Genomic DNA, 17,200 nt, shown 5'->3' with positions numbered 1-17,200 from the left:
CCCGGACCGGCCGTCGGCGGTCGTACGTGGCGGACCGTGCCCGGCCCTTGGCCGTCAGCCGCGATCCGCACCGGTGGCGATGGGGCGGGCCGGGTCGGCGCACCACTCGGACCACGAGCCTGCGTAGAGCGCCGACGGGATGCCCGCGACCTCCAGTGCCAGCACCTGCTGGGCGGCCGAGACGCCCGAGCCGCAGTAGACGCCCACCTCGGCCGTGTCGGTCGCGCCCAGTCGCTTGAAGCGGTCCGCGAGCGCCTCCGGCGGCAGGAAGCGCCCGTCCGGGCCGAGGTTCTCGGTGGTCGGCGCGGACACCGCGCCCGGGATGTGCCCGGCCACCGGGTCGATCGGCTCGGTCTCGCCCCGGTAGCGCTCCCCCGCCCGGGCGTCCAGCAGTAGCCCCGTACGTGCCAGCGCGGCCGCCGCGTCGGCGTCCAGCAGGGGCAGGCCACCCGGCTGAGGTACGAAGTCCCCGGCCTCGGCGGGATCGGTCGCGCCCTCCTCCAGCGGACCGTCCCAGGCCGGGAGGCCGCCGTCCAGCACCCGGACGTCCGGGTGGCCCGCCCAGCGCAGCAGCCACCAGGCGCGGGCCGCGGCCCAGCCCTGCCCGTCGTCGTAGACGACCACCGGGCGGTCCGCGCGGACCCCGGCGCGCCGCATGGCCGCGCCGAACGCACCGGTCTCGGGCAGCGGATGGCGGCCGCCCGCGCCCGGCGGCGCGGCGAGTTCGGCGTCCAGGTCGACGAAGACGGCTCCGGGCACATGGCCCGCCTCGTACAGCGGGCGGCCGGGCGGGCCGCCGAGCCGGTAGCGGACGTCCAGCAGGACCGGCGGCCGTGCCCCGGCCACCGCGCGGGCGAGTTCCTGCGCCGAGATGAGCGGGCCCGTGCCCGTGATCGCGTTCATGCCGCCATCCTCGCCCAGCCGAGGGGTCCGGCGGGAGCCCCTCCCCCTCCGGGATCCGGGGCGCGGTGGGGCGGTCTGAGGGGGCGTGCGGTACGGCCCCGGGCGCCCCTGACCGGGTGAGGCGGCCGCCAGGGGCGTGGGCGGGCCGGCGGGCGGGGAGGCGTGCACCGGGGGCGTGCGTCGGCGGACACACCCGGGGGTGGTGGGCCAGGAGGCGGATGGTCTGCGGGAAATCGGGCATCCTCCTGCGGGATCGCGCCAAACCCCGGCGCGGCCGGGGCGCACCGCGCGGTCGCCGGTGCCAGCATCGGACGGGGTACGGAGCGGATGTCCCCGGCCGGCCTTGGCGCGGCCGCCGCGGCGCCCTTCGTCCCCGCACGGCCACCACAATGGTCCGAGGAGAGAGTCACGATGACCCAGGCGGTTCGGCGCAGTCCCGGTACACCCTGCTGGGTGAGTCTGATGGTGCGGCGGTTCGACGCGGCGGAGGAGTTCTACGGGGCGCTGTTCGGCTGGCGGTTCGAGCCCGGCCCCCAGCAGCTCGGGCCCTATGCCCGCGGGCTGCTCGACGGCCGGGAGGTGGCGGGGATCGGCCGGCTGCCGGCGGACCGGGACCTGCCGGCGGCGTGGACGCCGTACCTCGCCTCGGACGACGCCGGGGCCACCGCCTCCTCGGTCCGCTACAGCGGCGGCACGGTGGCCGTGGGTCCGCTGAACGCGGGCGACGCCGGGCGGATGGCGATCTGCTCCGATCCGGCGGGCGCGGTCTTCGGGGTGTGGCAGGCCGCCGCCCACACCGGCGCCGCGGTGGCCGGGGAGCCCGGCACCGTGGCCTGGAACGAGCTGCTGACCTGGGAGACCGAATCGGTGGGCAAGTTCTACCGGTCCGTCTTCGGCTATGACGTGACCCCGGCCGGCGCCGCGGACCCGGACGTGGTGACCCTGCGGGTGGCGGACCGCCCGGTCGCCTCCCTGCACGGCCTCGGCAGAGCCCTGCCCCGTGACCGCGGGGCGCACTGGATGACCTGGTTCGAGGTCGAGGACACCGACACCGCCGCGCACCGGGTGACCGAGCTGGGCGGCCGGCTGGTCCGCCCGCCCGAGGACACCCCGGCCGGACGGTCCGCCATCGTCGCCGACCCCGAGGGCGCGGTCTTCACCCTCGTACGCTCGGCCGGGCGCTGAGCCGGCGGAAGCGTCCCATGGTCCGGCGGTCAGGAGAGGGTGAGCGTCTTCGCCGTGCTCGGGACGCCTTCTCCGTCGAGGGAGGGTGAAGAGCGTGTAGGTGCCCGGCTCCCCCACGGGGTGGGCACGGGCGGTGCACCGGTCCCGGCTGCCCCACTCGGGGTGCCGAGCAGCGGCACCAGGGCCATGGCCGGCGCGGCGGCGATGAGGATCAGCCGGCGGGCGAGCACCGAGGAGCCGGTGAGGCTGCGGGATACACGTCTTTCTCCGGGCGTCCCGGAGCCTCCGGTGGGCCGGGATGCCCCTCGTACGGGCGTACGGGGGACGTCACAGTGACAGGCGGTCGACGCGCGGTGGACAGCGCCGCGACCGGGTCTTGCGCCCGCCGGGGGTGACGGGCGGGCCGGTGCGGGTAGCCGGGTCGGTGAGGCAACTGGGCTGATGGAGAGGGGGGGTTGGGATGGGGAAGACGACCGGGAAGGGCCAGACGGCGGCACAGCTCGCGTGGGGCCTCGTGGGGCTGACGGCGTGCGGGGCGGTGGTCGGCGCCCTGGTCGGGGACCCGGGCGAACGGCTCGCCACCGGGCTGATCATGGGCGGGGCAGCGTTGCTGGTCGGCGTGGTCGTGGGGGTCGTGGTCTGGGTGCGGGAGGGCCGCCGGGCGCGGGAGTTCGGCCTGAGCACCGGGCGGTATCTGCGGATCGGCCGGGAGATCCGGCGCGGGAGGCTGCCGGAGGATCCGTACGAGCGGCCGGCCGTGGTCGAGAGCGTCGCCCGGCAGCGCCGCGGTCTGGACCGGCATCAGTACACCTGGTACCGGTGGACCTGGGTCGGTGCCGCCGTGCTGTGGCTGCTCATCGCGGCCGACGCCCTGTGGTCCGGGGACTACGGGAGCGCCGCGCTCTATGTGTCGCTGGCCCTGCTGATGACCTCCACCCCGTTCACCCTGCGCCGCCAGCGCCGCCGAGTGGCCTCGGTCGAGCGGGCGTTGGCGGAGGCCGAGCAGCGCGAGGCGGCCCGGTGAGCGGCCGCCCCGCCCGCGTACCGGCGGAGGTCAGCCGCCGTTGACCGGGAGCACGTCCGGGGAGAGGGCACCGGCCCGGGCGGAGGCGCTGGTCATCCGGCGGCGGTGGTGACGGCGGCACAGCACCTCGTAACCGACCTCCTCCGCTGAGCGGTTGACGTCGCCGACGACGACCTGGGCGCCCTCGACCACCATCCCCCCGCCCACGGTGCGGGCGTTGTGGGTGGCGCGGGCGCCGCACCAGCACAGGGCCTCGACCTGGAGCTGCTCGATGCGGTCGGCGAGCTCGATCAGCCGCTGGGAGCCGGGGAACAGCTTGGTGCGGAAGTCCGTGGTGATGCCGAAGGCGTAGACGTCCATCCCGAGGTCGTCCACCACCCGGGCCAGCTGGTCGATCTGCCCGGGGTCGAGGAACTGGGCCTCGTCGGCGATCACATAGTCGCAGCGGCCGCCCTGGGAGAGATGGGCCACCAGATACCCGTACAGGTCCAGGCCCTCGCCGGCCTCCACCGCGTCGGTGACCAGGCCGAGCCGGGAGGAGAGCTTGCCCTCGCCGGCCCGGTCGTCCCGGGTGAAGATCATGCCCTGGAGTCCGCGCGCGGAGCGGTTGTGCTCGATCTGCAGAGCCAGTGTGCTCTTTCCGCAGTCCATCGTGCCGGAGAAGAAGACCAGCTCGGGCATGGGGTGGTGACGGCCTTTCACGTACGGGGAGGGAGGGGACACGGAGCCTGGGGCTCAGGTGCGGACTTCCAGGAGGGGGACGAACTGCTCGGCCGGGGTCATCGAGCCGTGCACCCCGACCATCGCGGACTCGTTGGGCTCGTTGACGGAGGCGGTGATGATCACGTCGTCGTGCGCGGCGGCGACCACGTCGCCGATCCGGCCGTACACCCGCTCGTCCACCACGGGCCCGAACCAGCCCGCCGCGATCGCCTCGTCGCGGCCGGCCACCCAGAACTGCTCGCCCAGCACCTCGCGCCAGCAGGCGAGGACATCGGCCTGGGCGCCCGGGACGGCGTACACATGCCGGGCCCGGCCCTCGCCGCCCAGCAGGGCGACCCCGGCGCCCAGCTCCCAGTCCTCGTCGAAGTCGATCCTGGACTGCTCGTCGAAGGGGATGTCCACCATGCCGTGGTCGGCGGTGATGTAGAGGGCCGAGCGGGACGGCAGCTGCTCGGCGAGGCGCTGGGCGAGCCGGTCCACGGTCATCAACTGGCCGCGCCAGGCGTCGGAGTCGATCCCGAAGCGGTGCCCGCTGCCGTCGACCTCGCTGTAGTACGTGTAGACCAGCGCGCGGTCGGCGGCGCCGAGCAGCTCGGCGGAGAGGTCCATCCGGTCCTCGCCGGTGAGCCGCCCGTGAAACGTTCCGCCACTGAGCGCGACCTTGGTGAGCGGGGTGGTCTCGAAGGTCGGCGAGGACACCTGGGCGGTGTGCACCCCGGCGGCGTCGGCGAGCTGGAAGACGGTGGGGTACGGCTGCCAGACGTGCGGCGGGGTCCAGGGCTTCCAGCGGAGCTGGTTCATCAGCTCGCCGGTGGCCGGGTCGCGGACCGTGTAGCCGGGCAGTCCGTGCTCGCCGGGCGCGAGGCCGGTGCCGACCGAGGCCAGCGAGGTGGCGGTGGTGGCCGGGAAGCCGGCGGTGATCGGCCGGCCGGTGCCGCCCCGGGAGCCGGCGAGCAGTGAGTGCAGGAAGGGCGCGTACGCGCGGTGGTCCTGGATCTGCTGCCAGCCGAGCCCGTCGATCAGGAAGACGCAGGCGCGGTCGGCCGGGGCCAGCTCGGCGATCCGGGGCTGGAAGCCGGGCAGTTCCAGGCCGGCGGCGACGGTCGGCAGCAGGTCGGCGAGCGAACCGGAGCCGTAGGCGGGGACGGGCGCGTCGGCCGGGGCGAGCGGGACCGGGTCGTCCGGCCAGGCGGCGGCCGGGTGGGCGGGCTGGGCCATCAGCGGGTGGCCGCGGTGGCCTCGGAGAGCGCCTGGGCGAAGGCGAGCGCCTGGCGGACGGTCTCCGGTCCGTCGCCCGCCTCGCTGACCCGCAGGCTCAGGTCGTCGGCGGTGGAGTTGCCGGTGTAGCCGTGGTCGGCGTCGCAGTTGGGGTCGCCGCAGGCGGCGGGCTCCAGATCGATCCGGGAGACGGCGCCCCAGCCGATGGTGAGCACCACCTCGCGGGGCAGGGTGCCGGGGGCGTACGACTCCGGGTTGGCCACCACCCGGCTGAGCACCACCGAGGAGATCCGGCCGAGCTTGACGGACTCGGTGGAGGTGGTGGCGTACGGGGTCGGGGAGCTGGTGTCCGCGTTCTGCTCGTCGGTGTGGCTGACGATGAAGCGGGTGGAGGTCAGGACGAGGACGGTGACGTGCCGGCGGACCTCGTTGGCGTCGAAGGTGGTCTCCTGGTGCACCAGGTACGAGGCGATCGGCTCGCCGCCGATGGCCGCCTCCACGGCCTCGGCCACAAGGGCCGGGTAGTAGCCGCTGCGCTCGATCGCCGCGCGCAGCCCCTGGGTCGTCGTACCGGTCTTCGCCATGGGGACCATCCTACGGGGGGCGGGTGGCGCTCCGGGACGGCCGTGTACCGGCTCCCCGACGGGCCTGGTCAGTAGCTGGGCAGCCGGCGGGGGCCGAGGTCGCCGAGGGCCGGGGCCGGGGCGAGCCGGACGGTGGCGCCGAGCACGGACAGCTTCCGGGGCGCCACGATCACCGGCTCCAGGGCCACCGAGACGATCTCGGGGTGGTCGTGGACCAGCCGGGACACCCTCAGCAGCAGTTCCTCCAGGGCGACGGTGTCGACGGGGGCGGAGCCCCGCCAGCCGAAGAGCAGCGGGGCGGTGCGCAGTGAGCGGATCTGCTCGGCCACGTCCCGGTCGGTGGCGGGCACCAGCCGGTGCGCCATGTCGCCGAGCAGCTCGGAGGGGGCGCCGGCCAGGCCGAAGGAGAGGACGGCGCCGACCGCCGGGTCGATGGCGGCGCGGACCACGGTGTCCACGCCCCGGGGCACCATGGCCTGGACGACCGGCTGGAGCTCGGCCGGCTTGCCCAGGGCCTCGGTCAGCTCCCGGTAGGCGGTGCGCAGCTGCTCCTCGCCGGCCAGGTCGAGGCGCACCCCGCCGAGGTCGGGGCGGTGGCGCAGATGCGGGGCGGTGGTCTTCAGGGCGACCGGGTAGCCGAGCCGCCGGGCGGCGTCCACCGCCTCGTCGGGGGTGGGCGCGGGCAGCACCGGCTGTACGGGGACCCCGTAGCGCCCGAGCAGTTCGCCGGCCGCCTCCGGGGTGAGCGTGGTGCCCCGCTCGTCCACGTCGGGGGTCAGGGCGCGCTCGATCTGGGCGGCGGCCCCGCCCTCGTCGATGCCCTCGTACTCGGGGACCCGCCCGGGGTCGGCGGCCTGCCGGCGCCAGCCCGCGTACCGTACGACCTCGGCCAGCGCCCGCACGGCCCGCTCGGCGGCGGGGTAGGCGGGGATGCGGTGGCCGGGGGGTGTTGCCGTGGGGGCTGCTGGTGGGGCGGTTTCCGTCGTACGGACGGCTGCGGGGGCGGCCTCGGGTGTCCCGGTTTCGGGCGGGGGCGGGGCCGTGCTGGTGGCGGAGGCCAGGGCGTCGGCGAGGGCGCCCATCTCGACATGGACCACGACCACCGGCTTGGCCGGGGCGGTGGCGGCCGCCTGGCGCAGCGCCTCGGCCAGCACCTCGCCGCCATCCGCCGACTCGCTCACCCCGCCGCCGTATCCGCCCCGGTGCCCGTCCGACCCCTCGGCGACCCAGGGGATGGCGGTGACCACCACCGCGTCGCAGGCCTCGTCGTGCAGCGCCTCGGTGAGCCCGGCGCGGAAGTCCTCCGGCGTGGCGGAGGTGGTCAGGTCGCGGGGGCGCAGCGGGCGCAGCCCCTCGGTGAGGCAGGCGTCGTAGGCGAGCAGGCCCAGCGACTCGGAGTTGCCGAGGATGGCGACCCGGGGCCCGGCCGGCAGCGGCTGCCCGGCCAGCAGCAGTCCGGCGTCGACCAGTTCGGTGACGGTGTCGACCCGGATCACCCCGGCCTGGCGGAGCAGCGCGGCGACGGTGGTGTGCGGGATGCGGGTGGCGGGGACGGCGTGGCCGGGCGGGGCGCTGCCGGAGTGCCGGCCGCCCTTGACCACCACGACCGGTTTCACGGCGGCGGTGCGGCGGGCGAGCCGGGTGAACTTGCGGGGGTTGCCGATCGACTCCAGGTAGAGCAGGACCACATCGGTGTCCGGGTCCTCGTACCAGTACTGGAGGATGTCGTTGCCGGAGACGTCGGCGCGGTTGCCGGCGGAGACGAAGGCCGACAGCCCGGCGCCGCGCCGGTGCAGTCCGGCGAGCAGGGCGATGCCGATGGCCCCGGACTGGGTGAAGAGCCCGATCCGGCCGGGGGCGGGCGGGTGCGGGGCCAGTGAGGCGTTGAGCCGTACGGCCTCGGCGGTGTTGATCACCCCGAAGGCGTTGGGGCCGATGATCCGCATCCCGTACGAGCGGGCCTGCCGGACCAGCGCGCGCTGCCGCTCCCTGCCCTCGGCGCCCTGCTCGGCGTATCCGGCGGAGAGCACCACCAGCCCCTGGACGCCGTGCTCGCCGCAGTCGGTGACGGCCTCGGGGACCCGTTCGGCCGGGACGGCGACGACCGCGAGGTCCACCGGGTGGCCGATGTCGCCGACGGTGGGGAAGGCGGGTACGCCATCGAGGGCGGAGGGGCCGGCGAGCGCGGAGTTCACCGCGTACACCCGGCCGGTGTAGCCGCCGTCCAGGAGGTTGCGCAGGACGGTGCGGCCCACCCCGCCGGGGCGCCGGCCGGCGCCGATGACGGCGACCGAGCCGGGGGCGAGCAGCCGCTGCACGGAGCGGGCCTCGGCGCGCTGCTCCCGGGCGCGCTGGACGGCGAGGGAGCGGTCGGTGGGCTCCAGGTCGAGCTGGAGGCGGACGGCCCCGTCGGCGAAGCGGCGCTTCTGGGTGTATCCGGCGTCCGTGAACACCTTGATCATCTTGGTGTTGGCCGGCAGCACCTCGGCCGCGAAGCGCCGGATGCCGCGCTCCCGGGCGACGGCGCCGATGTGCTCCAGCAGCGCGGAGGCGACCCCGCGCCCCTGGTGGGCGTCCTGCACCAGGAAGGCGACCTCCGCCTCGTCGGCGGGGGCGGTCGCGGGCATGCCGTCGGCGTCGATCCGGTCGAAGCGGACGGTGGCGATGAACTCGCCCCCGACGGTCATGGCCAGGCCCACCCGGTCGACGTGGTCGTGGTGGGTGAAACGGTGCACGTCCTTGGCGGAGAGCCGGGGGTAGGGTGCGAAGAACCGGTAGTACTTCGACTCGTCCGAGACCTGCTCGTAGAAGCTGACCAGCCGGTCCGCGTCCTCGGCGGCGATCGGCCTGATCCGGGCGGTGCCGCCGTCCCGCAGCACCACGTCGGCCTCCCAGTGGTCGGGGTAGGCGTGCTCCGGCCGGTCCGTATCCTGCTGGCCCTGATCCTGCTGGTCCGACGGCTTCCGCATGGGCCCCAGGGTACGGCCCGGGGGCCCGGCGGAAGGAGCCCCGCGACGGCACCACCGCCTCGACGCGGGCACCTCCCCGGGCATGAGACACTGACGGCGACAACTGGTCTAGACAACCTCTGGACACCCTGGACACCGCACGACCCGAAGGGCAACACCATGGCTGAGCGCCGCGTCAACATCGGCTGGGCCGAGGGCCTGCACGCCCGCCCCGCCGCCATCTTCGTCCGGGCCGCCACCTCGGCGGGCGTTCCGGTCACCATCGCCAAGGGCGACGGCACCCCGGTCAACGCCGCCTCGATGCTCGGTGTGCTCGGTCTGGGCGCGCAGGGCGGCGAGGAGGTCGTGCTGGCCTCGGACGCGGAGGGCGCGGACGCCGCCCTGGACCGGCTGGCGAAGCTGGTCTCCGAGGGGCTGGACGAGGCCCCCGAGACCGTCTGACCCGCCCTTCCGATCCCGGGCCCCCAGCGGGGCCCGCTCCGGAACCGAACGAGCCGCACCCTCCCCGACCACGAGGGGTGCGGCTCTTCGTCTTTCCCGCCCGGGAACGCGTCCGCCTGTTCCGCCGCCGAGCCCTGTGCATTCCGCCGCCGGGACCCGCGCATTCGGCCGCCGAATTCCCGTGCATTCACGCGGAGGAGCGGGAAGGCAGGAAAATCACCGGGAATCCCGGCGGCACCGGTGTGCGTGCCGCCCCGCTTTCGTATACGTCCTGATCCCGTTTGTACGCCGCCCGCGTTAACCCTGGACGCCGACGGTGTTGACGGGATGTTGCGAAGTCCTCACCCTCCCGGCGGGCCGCCCGGGCGCGGGGATGCGCAGCCGGTGCGCGCCGGCCAGCCGCTCCACGTGCTGCGCGGTCAGCGCCCGCGCCCGCTCGGCGTCGCCGCGCGCCACCGCGTCCACGATGGCGCCGTACTCGGCCCAGGTCTCCCCCGGCCGGGCCGGCTGCTCGACCGCGTACATCCAGGCGATCTTCTGCCGCAGCTGGGTGAGCAGCGCGGTGAGCGCCGGGCTGCCGGACGCCTGGGCCAGCGTCCCGTGGAACCAGCCGGCCAGCGGCCGCAGCTCCTCGCTCCGGCCCTGGCGGGCGCGCTCCTGCCCGAGCCGGACCAGCCCGCGCAGCACCTTCAGATGGGCCTCGGTACGCCGCCGGGCGGCCCGCGCGGCACCCAGCGGCTCCACCAGCAGCCGCACCTCCAGCAGGTCGGCGGCCTCCTGCTCGGTGGGTTCGGCGACACAGGCGCCGGCGTGCCGGCGGGTGGTGACGAACCCCTCCGACTCCAGGGTGCGCAGCGCCTCGCGCACCGGGACCCGGGAGACGCCGTAGCGGCGGGCGAGCTGCTCCTCGGTGAGCCGGCCGCCGCGCTCGAACACTCCGGTGATGATGTCGTCGCGGATCGCCGTGCACACCGAATGCGCCGGAACACGCATCGCGAACCTCCCAGGTAATCCACGGCGGGCCGCGTGAAACGCACCCGCCCCGCGGCCGCAATTCACGCAGGGGCCGTTCCCGTTTCCACCGACTCTATGGCAGCCCGCCGGGAATTCCGACACCCCGGCGGCACCCCGGTCGGTGAACCGGCCGAATTCCGCAGGCGGTTCCCGTGACACCCGAAGGCCCCGGTTCGATCGAACCGGGGCCTTCGGAAGGTGTACGAGCGCGTGCGGCTCAGAGGCTGACGCCGTGCGAGCGGAGGTACGACACGGGGTCGATGTCCGAGCCGTAGTCCGCGCCGGTGCGGGCCTCGAAGTGCAGGTGCGGGCCGGAGCTGTTGCCGGTGGAGCCGGCCAGGCCTATCTGCTGGCCCGGGGTGACGCTCTGGCCGACCGAGACGCTGAGCTGGGAGAGGTGGCCGTACTGGGTGTAGGTGCCGTCGTTCATCCGGATCACCACGTTGTTGCCGTACGCGCCGCCCCAGCCGGCCTCGACGACGGTGCCCGCGCCCACCGAGACGACCTGGGTGCCGGAGGCCGCGTGGAAGTCGATGCCGGTGTGGCTGCCGGAGGACCACATGCCGCCGCCGGCCTGGTACGAGGTGCTCACATACGAGCCGGCCACCGGCGACTGGAAGGAGTTGAGCCGCTTGCGCTCGGCCTCGCGCTCGGCGCGCTCCTTGGCCTCGCGGTCGGCGCGCTCCTTGGCGTCGCGGGCCGCCTTGAACCGGAGCTCGGCCTTGCGGATGGACTCGGCCTCGGCCTTGGCCTGGGCGTCCGCCTTGGCGGCGTCCTCGGTGGCCTCCAGCTGCTGGGCCTGGGCCTGGGCGCCGACCCGCTCGGCGATGACGTCCGTGGTGACGGCCTGGTTCAGACCGGTGTCGGCCAGGTCCGGCATGGAGTGCGGCAGTTCCGTGTCGGCGGCGAACGCCGGGGAGGCGAGCGAGCCGATCACTCCACCGCCGGCGAGCGCGGCGATACCGGCGGCCTGTGCGCCCTTGCGGGTCAGAACGTTCGTACGGCTGGGGGCGCGGTGCTTCCCGGTGGCACGGGTGAACGCCATGAAGCGGCTGGTCCTTTCCTTCCCTCTCGCCTACCGGGTTAGCTGACGGGTTCGGAGCAGGAAGGTCTCCTACGGGCCCCTCCGCCGGACGGCGAAGGCACCCGATTCACCCCAGGGGACTGTGGGTCCCCGGCTCCCCAGGCTCGCGCCTGACGGGGACTCGGCGATCGCTGTCCGATGCCGCGGATGCGGCGGATGCAGCGGGCGGACAGCGCATCAGACGCTAAGCGTCCGATCTTTCAATATCCAAACGGTCTCGGCCTTTTGTAGCGCACGCCACACCGCCAAGCCGCCCCCTCCCTACCAATCCGGACAAACAGCCGGACCCCGGCACCCATTTCGGAGTGCCGGGGTCCGCTTGTCCCGGGCCCTGACGCCGGCTCGGACGGGAGGGCCGGCCTGTCCGCCGGCCGGACGGGAGGGTCAGCTGCCGACGACCGTCACCGCGCCGAGGCCGAGGGCCTCCACGGGCTCCCTGATCTGCGCCGCGTCACCGACCAGCACGGTGACCAGCCGGTCCACCGGGAAGGCGCTGACGACCGCCGCGGTGGCCTCCACCGTGCCCGTCGCGGCGAGCGCGGCGTACAGGTGGGCCTGGTAGTCGTCGGGGAGGTGCTGCTCCACCTGGTCGGCCAGGGTGGCGGCGACGGAGGCGGCCGTCTCGTACTTCAACGGTGCCACGCCCACGAGGTTCTGCACCGCCACATCCCGCTCGGGGTCGGTCAGGCCCTCCGCGGCCAGGGTGCGCAGCACCTTCCACAGGTCGTCCAGCGCCGGGCCGGTGTTGGGGGTGTCCACCGAGCCGCTGATGGCCAGCATCGCCGCGCCCACGCCCTCCGGGCCGGAGCGCAGCACCTGGCTGAACGCCCGTACCCCGTAGGTGTAGCCCTTCTCCTCGCGCAGCACCCGGTCCAGCCGGGAGGTCAGGGTGCCGCCCAGGCAGTAGGTGCCGAGCACCTGGGCCGGCCAGACCCGGTCGTGCCGGTCCGGGCCGACCCGGCCGATCAGCACCTGGGTCTGGACGGCGCCGGGGCGGTCCACGATGACGACCCGGCCGGTGTCGTCGGCGCTCACCGGCGGCATCGTGCGCGGGGCGCCGGCGTTCCCGGTCCAGTCGCCGAGGGTGTCGGCGAGGACGGCGTCCAGATCGGTCCCCTCCAGGTCGCCGACCACGACCGCGGTGGCGGTCGCCGGGCGGACATGGGCCTCGTAGAAGGCGCGCACCGCGGCCGCGTCGATCCCGGCCACCGACTCCTCGGTGCCCTGGCGGGGGCGGGACATCCGGGAGTCGGCCGGGAACAGCTCCTTGGAGAACTGGATGGCGGCCCGGCGGCCCGGGTTGGCGTTCTCGTGCGGGATCTCGTCCAGCCGGTTGCGCACCAGGCGCTCGACCTCGCCCGCCTCGAAGGCGGGGGCGCGCAGGGCCTCGGCGAGCAGCCCGAGGGCCTTGCCGAGCCGGGAGACCGGGACCTCCAGGGAGACCCGGACGCCGGGGTGGTCGGCGTGCGCGTCAAGGGTGGCGCCGCACTTCTCCAGCTCGGCGGCGAACTCCTCGGCGGAGTGCTTGTCGGTGCCCTCGGACAGCGCGCGGGCCATGATGGTGGCCACGCCCTCCAGTCCGGCCGGCTCGGCGTCCAGCGGGGCGGCCAGCGAGAGCTCCACGGCGACGACCTGCTGGCCGGGGCGGTGGCAGCGCAGCACGGTCAGGCCGTTGTCCAGCGTGCCGCGCTCGGGGGCGGGGAAGGCCCACGGCTTCGCGGTGCCCGGCTGGGGCTGCGGGTGGAACTCCATGGACGTCAGGGACTCGGCGGTCTCGTTCACTTGTCCGCCCCCACTTCCTGCTCGGCACCGGTGCTGTCGTTCACATCGTCCGGCTGCGCGGCCTCGGCCTCGGCGGCCAGCGGCTCGTAGACCAGGACGGCGCGGTTGTCGGGGCGCAGCCGGGCCTTGGCGACGGCCTGCACCTCCTCCGGGGTGATGTCCAGGACCCGCTGGACGGCAGTGAGCGCCAGCTGCGGGTCGCCGAACAGCACCGCGTACCGGCACAGTTCGTCGGCCCGCCCGGCGACGGTGCCGAGCCGGTCCAGCCACTCGCGCTCCAGTTGGGCCTGGGCGCGCTCCATCTCGTCGGGGGTGGGCCCCTCGGCGGCGAACCGGGCCAGCTCCTCGTCGACGGCGGCCTCGATGTCGGGCACCTCGACGCCGCCGGAGGTCTTCACGTCCAGCCAGCCGAGCGAGGGCGCTCCGGCCAGGCGCAGCAGTCCGAAGCCGGCCGCGACGGCGGTGCGGTCGCGGCGCACCAGCCGGTTGTGCAGCCGGGAGGAGTCGCCGCCGCCGAGGACGGTCAGGGCGAGGTCGGCCGCGTCGCACTCGCGGGTGCCGTCGTGCGGCAGGCGGTAGGCGGCCATCAGGGCGCGGGCCGGGACCTCGGCCTCCACCACCTCGCGCAGCTGGGCGCCGATGGTGTCGGGCAGGGAGCCGTCCCGGGGCGGCTGCTTGCCGTCGTGCGAGGGGATGGAGCCGAAGTAGCGCTCGACCCAGGCGAGGGTCTGCTCGGGGTCGATGTCGCCGACCACCGACAGCACCGCGTTGTTGGGCGCGTAGTAGGTGCGGAAGAAGTCCCGCGCGTCCTCCAGGGTGGCCGCGTCCAGGTCGGCCATCGAGCCGATCGGGGTGTGGTGGTACGGGTGGCCCTCCGGGTACGACATGGCGGTCAGCCGCTCGAAGGCGGTGCCGTAGGGGACGTTGTCGTACCGCTGGCGGCGCTCGTTCTTCACCACGTCGCGCTGGTTCTCCATGGACTCCTCGTCCAGCGCGGCGAGGAGCGAGCCCATCCGGTCCGCCTCCAGCCAGAGCGCCAGCTCCAGCTGGTGGGTGGGCATGGTCTCGAAGTAGTTGGTGCGCTCGAAGCTGGTGGTGCCGTTGAGCGAACCGCCGGCGCCCTGCACCAGCTCGAAGTGGCCGTTGCCGGAGACCTGCTGGGAGCCCTGGAACATCAGGTGCTCGAAGAGGTGGGCCAGACCGGTGCGGCCCTTGACCTCGTGCCGGGAGCCGACGTCGTACCAGAGGCAGACCGCGGCGACCGGGGTCAGATGGTCCTCGGAGAGCACCACGCGCAGGCCGTTGGCCAGTCGGTGCTCGGTCGCCGTCAGTCCGCCGGAGCCGGCGTGGGCGGCGTCCGTGTGACCCATGGGCATGTACGTCCCTTCGATCGCGATGTGGAAGAGTCCTGCTCGGCGGGGTGGCCGCCGGGGTGCGCGGAGGTGTCCGACGCCCCGAGGTGCCCCGCCGTTGCTCAAGGTCCTGCCACTGTATGCAAGCGGACCGGGACCCGGCGAAGTTCCCGGGGGGCCGGTGCTTCCCCCGTACGGGGTGGCGGGCCGTCCCGGTGCGGTGGTGCGACCGGTTGTGCCCGGATGTGTGCCCCGGCTCCGCCCGGGTCGCGGTCCGCGTTGTCAGTGGCACGGTCCACAATGGTCCGCGTCAGATCAGCCTTGTTGGTGAAGGAGCCGTAGCCGCGATGGCCCGCCGCAGCACGAAGACCACGCAGCCCGACGACGGCTTCGAGGAGCGCATCCTCGACATCGACGTCGTGGACGAGATGCAGGGCTCCTTCCTTGAGTACGCCTACTCGGTCATCTACTCCCGCGCCCTGCCGGACGCGCGGGACGGCATGAAGCCGGTGCACCGCCGCATCGTCTACCAGATGAACGAGATGGGTCTCCGTCCCGACCGGGGCTTCGTCAAGTGCGCCCGGGTCGTGGGCGAGGTGATGGGCAAGCTCCACCCGCACGGCGACGCCTCGATCTACGACGCCCTGGTGCGGATGGCGCAGCCGTTCTCGATGCGGCTGCCGCTGGTCGACGGCCACGGCAACTTCGGCTCGCTGGGCAACGACGACCCGCCGGCCGCGATGCGGTACACCGAGTGCCGGATGGCCGACGCCACCTCGCTGATGACGGAGTCGATCGACGAGGACACCGTCGACTTCAACCCGAACTACGACGGCCAGGAGCGCGAACCGGTCGCGCTGCCCGCCGCGTACCCGAACCTTCTGGTCAACGGCGCCTCCGGGATCGCGGTCGGCATGGCGACCAACATGCCGCCGCACAACCTGGGCGAGGTCATCGCCGCCGCCCGGCACCTGATCCGGCACCCGAACGCCGACCTGGACACCCTGATGCGGTTCGTGCCGGGGCCGGACCTGCCCACCGGCGGCCGGATCGTCGGCCTGTCCGGGATCCGGGACGCGTACGAGAGCGGCCGCGGCACCTTCAAGATCCGCGCGACCGTCGCCGTGGAGAACGTCACCGCCCGCCGCAAGGGCCTGGTCGTCACCGAACTGCCCTTCGCGGTCGGCCCCGAGAAGGTCATCTCCAAGATCAAGGACCTGGTCGGCGCCAAGAAGCTCCAGGGCATCGCGGACGTCAAGGACCTCACCGACCGCGAGCACGGGCTGCGCCTGGTCATCGAGATCAAGAACGGCTTCATCCCGGAGGCCGTGCTGGAGCAGCTGTACAAGCTGACGCCGATGGAGGAGTCCTTCGGCATCAACAACGTGGCGCTGGTGGACGGCCAGCCGCTCACCCTGGGCCTCAAGGAGCTGCTGGAGGTCTACCTCGACCACCGCTTCGAGGTGGTGCGCCGGCGCAGCGAGTTCCGCCGCGGCAAGAAGCGCGACCGGCTGCACCTGGTGGAGGGCCTGCTCGTCGCGCTGCTCGACATCGACGAGGTCATCCGGCTGATCCGGTCCAGCGACAACAGCGCGCAGGCCAAGGAGCGGCTGATCGAGCGCTTCTCGCTGAGCGAGGTGCAGACCCAGTACATCCTGGACACCCCGCTGCGCCGGCTCACCCGCTTCGACCGGATCGAGCTGGAGGGCGAGCGGGACAAGCTCACCGGGGAGATCGAGGAGCTGACCCGGATCCTGGAGTCCGACGCCGAGCTGCGCAAGCTGGTCTCCGGCGAGCTGGCGGCGGTGGGCAAGAAGTTCGCCACCGAGCGGCGCACCGTGCTGCTGGAGTCGGCGGGCACCCCGGTCGCCGCGCAGTCCCTGGAGGTGGCGGACGACCCCTGCCGGGTGCTGCTCTCCTCCACCGGCCTGCTGGCCCGCACCGTCACCGGTGAGCCGCTGCCGGACGCCGGGGGCCGGCGCGCCAAGCACGATGTGATCGTCTCCGCGGTGCTCTCCACCCAGCGCGGTGAGGTCGGCGCGGTCACCTCCACCGGGCGGCTGCTGCGGCTCGCGGTGATCGACCTGCCCCAGCTGCCGGACACCGCCTCCACGCCCAACCTCTCCGGCGGGGCGGCGGTCTCGGAGTTCCTGACCCTGGAGAAGGACGAGCGGGTGCTCTGCCTGACCACCCTGGAGGAGTCCTCGCCCGGCCTGGCGCTGGGCACCCTCCAGGGCGTGGTCAAGCGGGTGGTCCCGGACTACCCGTCGAACAAGGAGGAGCTGGAGGTCATCACCCTCAAGGAGGGCGACCGGATCGTCGGCGCGATGGAGCTGCGCACCGGCGAGGAGGACCTGGTCTTCATCACCTCCGACGCCCAGCTGCTGCGCTACCCGGCCGCCCAGGTCCGCCCGCAGGGCCGCCCGGCCGGCGGCATGGCCGGGGTGAAGCTGGCCGCGGGCGCCGAGGTGCTGTCCTTCACCGCCGTCGACCCCTCCGCCGAGGCGGTGGTCTTCACCGTGGCCGGCTCCTCCGGGGCGCTGGACGCCACGGCCGCCACCTCGGCCAAGCTGACCCCCTTCGACCAGTATCCGCGCAAGGGCCGCGCCACCGGCGGGGTGCGCTGCCAGCGCTTCCTGCGCGGTGAGGACCACCTGGTCCTGGCCTGGGCGGGCGCCGCCCCGGCCCGCGCCGCCCAGAAGACCGGCGCCCCGGTCGAGCTCCCCGAGCCCGACCCCCGCCGCGACGGCTCCGGCACCCCGCTGGCCAAGCCGATCGCGGTCCTCGCGGGCCCGGCCTCCTAGGGCGGGTACGGCCTCCTGGGTGGGCACGGCCTCCTAGGCGGGTGCGGCGGGTACGGCGGGCCTGGGGGGCTGCCCGGCGGCCGGAGGGTCGGTGGCCTGGCGGGGGCTGCTCGGCGG

13 protein-coding genes and 1 riboswitch are annotated in these 17,200 nt (G+C 74.3%); of the genes, 4 read left to right on the top strand and 9 right to left on the bottom strand.

From position 1 onward, the window contains the following. Window positions 1–54: 54 nt before the first annotated feature. Complete coding sequence (locus M1O15_RS00560) at window positions 55–903, bottom strand: sulfurtransferase (protein ID WP_248631124.1); 849 nt, start codon at window positions 901–903, stop codon at window positions 55–57. A 411-nt stretch (window positions 904–1,314) separates the two neighbouring features. Here M1O15_RS00560 and M1O15_RS00555 point away from each other — a divergent pair, with 411 nt between their 5' ends. Both M1O15_RS00555 and M1O15_RS00550 read left to right on the top strand, forming a co-directional pair. Next, on the top strand, window positions 1,315–2,088 hold the full coding sequence (locus tag M1O15_RS00555) for a VOC family protein (RefSeq protein WP_248631123.1): 774 nt from the start codon (window positions 1,315–1,317) through the stop codon (window positions 2,086–2,088). Window positions 2,089–2,548: 460 nt separating this feature from the next. Beyond that, window positions 2,549–3,112, top strand: coding sequence for a hypothetical protein (locus M1O15_RS00550; protein ID WP_248631122.1), 564 nt, complete (start codon window positions 2,549–2,551; stop codon window positions 3,110–3,112). Between the two features lie 30 nt (window positions 3,113–3,142). Here the strand turns inward: M1O15_RS00550 and M1O15_RS00545 are convergent, their stop codons facing one another. From M1O15_RS00545 to M1O15_RS00530, 4 genes are all read right to left on the bottom strand, one after another. Continuing rightward, window positions 3,143–3,793: a thymidine kinase gene (locus M1O15_RS00545; protein ID WP_248631121.1), complete on the bottom strand. Its 651-nt coding sequence runs from the start codon at window positions 3,791–3,793 to the stop codon at window positions 3,143–3,145. A 54-nt stretch (window positions 3,794–3,847) separates the two neighbouring features. Beyond that, the gene (locus M1O15_RS00540) at window positions 3,848–5,053 is read right to left on the bottom strand and encodes an alkaline phosphatase family protein (RefSeq protein ID WP_248631120.1); all 1,206 of its coding nucleotides are present in this window, start codon (window positions 5,051–5,053) and stop codon (window positions 3,848–3,850) included. Continuing rightward, a complete protein-coding gene (locus M1O15_RS00535) occupies window positions 5,053–5,637 on the bottom strand; it encodes a DUF5998 family protein (protein ID WP_248631119.1) in 585 nt (194 codons plus the stop codon). The genes M1O15_RS00540 and M1O15_RS00535 overlap by 1 nt, the downstream gene beginning before the upstream one ends. 68 nt (window positions 5,638–5,705) lie before the next feature. Then, window positions 5,706–8,606, bottom strand: a complete 2,901-nt coding sequence (locus tag M1O15_RS00530) for a bifunctional acetate--CoA ligase family protein/GNAT family N-acetyltransferase (protein ID WP_248631118.1) — start codon at window positions 8,604–8,606, stop codon at window positions 5,706–5,708. Window positions 8,607–8,765: 159 nt separating this feature from the next. Between M1O15_RS00530 and M1O15_RS00525 the strand changes: the two genes are divergently transcribed. Further along, entirely contained in the window at window positions 8,766–9,047 is a 282-nt protein-coding gene (locus M1O15_RS00525; RefSeq protein WP_248631117.1) for an HPr family phosphocarrier protein, read from the top strand. 297 nt (window positions 9,048–9,344) lie between these two features. On the opposite strand, the gene M1O15_RS00520 is transcribed toward M1O15_RS00525, so the two are convergent. The 4 genes from M1O15_RS00520 to M1O15_RS00505 form a co-directional block, all read right to left on the bottom strand. Further along, on the bottom strand, window positions 9,345–10,040 hold the full coding sequence (locus M1O15_RS00520; protein WP_248631116.1) for a GntR family transcriptional regulator: 696 nt from the start codon (window positions 10,038–10,040) through the stop codon (window positions 9,345–9,347). A gap of 238 nt (window positions 10,041–10,278) precedes the next feature. Then, entirely contained in the window at window positions 10,279–11,106 is an 828-nt protein-coding gene (locus tag M1O15_RS00515; protein WP_248631115.1) for a M23 family metallopeptidase, read from the bottom strand. 12 nt (window positions 11,107–11,118) lie between these two features. Then, window positions 11,119–11,282, bottom strand: a riboswitch (cyclic di-AMP (ydaO/yuaA leader). 247 nt (window positions 11,283–11,529) lie between these two features. Continuing rightward, window positions 11,530–12,897 carry a M16 family metallopeptidase gene (locus tag M1O15_RS00510; RefSeq protein ID WP_248631329.1) on the bottom strand — a complete coding sequence of 456 codons (1,368 nt, stop codon included), beginning with the start codon at window positions 12,895–12,897 and terminating at the stop codon, window positions 11,530–11,532. A 26-nt stretch (window positions 12,898–12,923) separates the two neighbouring features. Continuing rightward, entirely contained in the window at window positions 12,924–14,303 is a 1,380-nt protein-coding gene (locus M1O15_RS00505) for a M16 family metallopeptidase (RefSeq protein WP_248631114.1), read from the bottom strand. A gap of 323 nt (window positions 14,304–14,626) precedes the next feature. Here M1O15_RS00505 and M1O15_RS00500 point away from each other — a divergent pair, with 323 nt between their 5' ends. Beyond that, window positions 14,627–17,083 carry a DNA gyrase/topoisomerase IV subunit A gene (locus M1O15_RS00500; RefSeq protein WP_248631113.1) on the top strand — a complete coding sequence of 819 codons (2,457 nt, stop codon included), beginning with the start codon at window positions 14,627–14,629 and terminating at the stop codon, window positions 17,081–17,083. Window positions 17,084–17,200: the final 117 nt, after the last annotated feature.

The sequence above is a fragment of the Streptomyces lichenis genome (assembly GCF_023218175.1).
Lineage (GTDB): Bacteria > Actinomycetota > Actinomycetes > Streptomycetales > Streptomycetaceae > Streptomyces > Streptomyces lichenis.
Note: the sequence above shows the minus strand (reverse complement) of the source record. Positions and strands in the feature narration are given on the sequence as shown.

What these genes read in the sequence shown, in the direction of transcription:
- M1O15_RS00540 (WP_248631120.1), bottom strand. Translation starts at nt 5,053, where the DNA reads ATGGCCCAGCCCGCCCACCCGGCCGCCGCCTGGCCGGACGACCCGGTC.
- M1O15_RS00525 (WP_248631117.1), top strand. Translation starts at nt 8,766, where the DNA reads ATGGCTGAGCGCCGCGTCAACATCGGCTGGGCCGAGGGCCTGCACGCC.
- M1O15_RS00520 (WP_248631116.1), bottom strand. Translation starts at nt 10,040, where the DNA reads ATGCGTGTTCCGGCGCATTCGGTGTGCACGGCGATCCGCGACGACATC.
- M1O15_RS00545 (WP_248631121.1), bottom strand. Translation starts at nt 3,793, where the DNA reads ATGCCCGAGCTGGTCTTCTTCTCCGGCACGATGGACTGCGGAAAGAGC.
- M1O15_RS00515 (WP_248631115.1), bottom strand. Translation starts at nt 11,106, where the DNA reads ATGGCGTTCACCCGTGCCACCGGGAAGCACCGCGCCCCCAGCCGTACG.
- M1O15_RS00530 (WP_248631118.1), bottom strand. Translation starts at nt 8,606, where the DNA reads ATGCGGAAGCCGTCGGACCAGCAGGATCAGGGCCAGCAGGATACGGAC.
- M1O15_RS00560 (WP_248631124.1), bottom strand. Translation starts at nt 903, where the DNA reads ATGAACGCGATCACGGGCACGGGCCCGCTCATCTCGGCGCAGGAACTC.
- M1O15_RS00555 (WP_248631123.1), top strand. Translation starts at nt 1,315, where the DNA reads ATGACCCAGGCGGTTCGGCGCAGTCCCGGTACACCCTGCTGGGTGAGT.
- M1O15_RS00535 (WP_248631119.1), bottom strand. Translation starts at nt 5,637, where the DNA reads ATGGCGAAGACCGGTACGACGACCCAGGGGCTGCGCGCGGCGATCGAG.
- M1O15_RS00505 (WP_248631114.1), bottom strand. Translation starts at nt 14,303, where the DNA reads ATGCCCATGGGTCACACGGACGCCGCCCACGCCGGCTCCGGCGGACTG.
- M1O15_RS00550 (WP_248631122.1), top strand. Translation starts at nt 2,549, where the DNA reads ATGGGGAAGACGACCGGGAAGGGCCAGACGGCGGCACAGCTCGCGTGG.
- M1O15_RS00510 (WP_248631329.1), bottom strand. Translation starts at nt 12,897, where the DNA reads ATGGAGTTCCACCCGCAGCCCCAGCCGGGCACCGCGAAGCCGTGGGCC.
- M1O15_RS00500 (WP_248631113.1), top strand. Translation starts at nt 14,627, where the DNA reads ATGGCCCGCCGCAGCACGAAGACCACGCAGCCCGACGACGGCTTCGAG.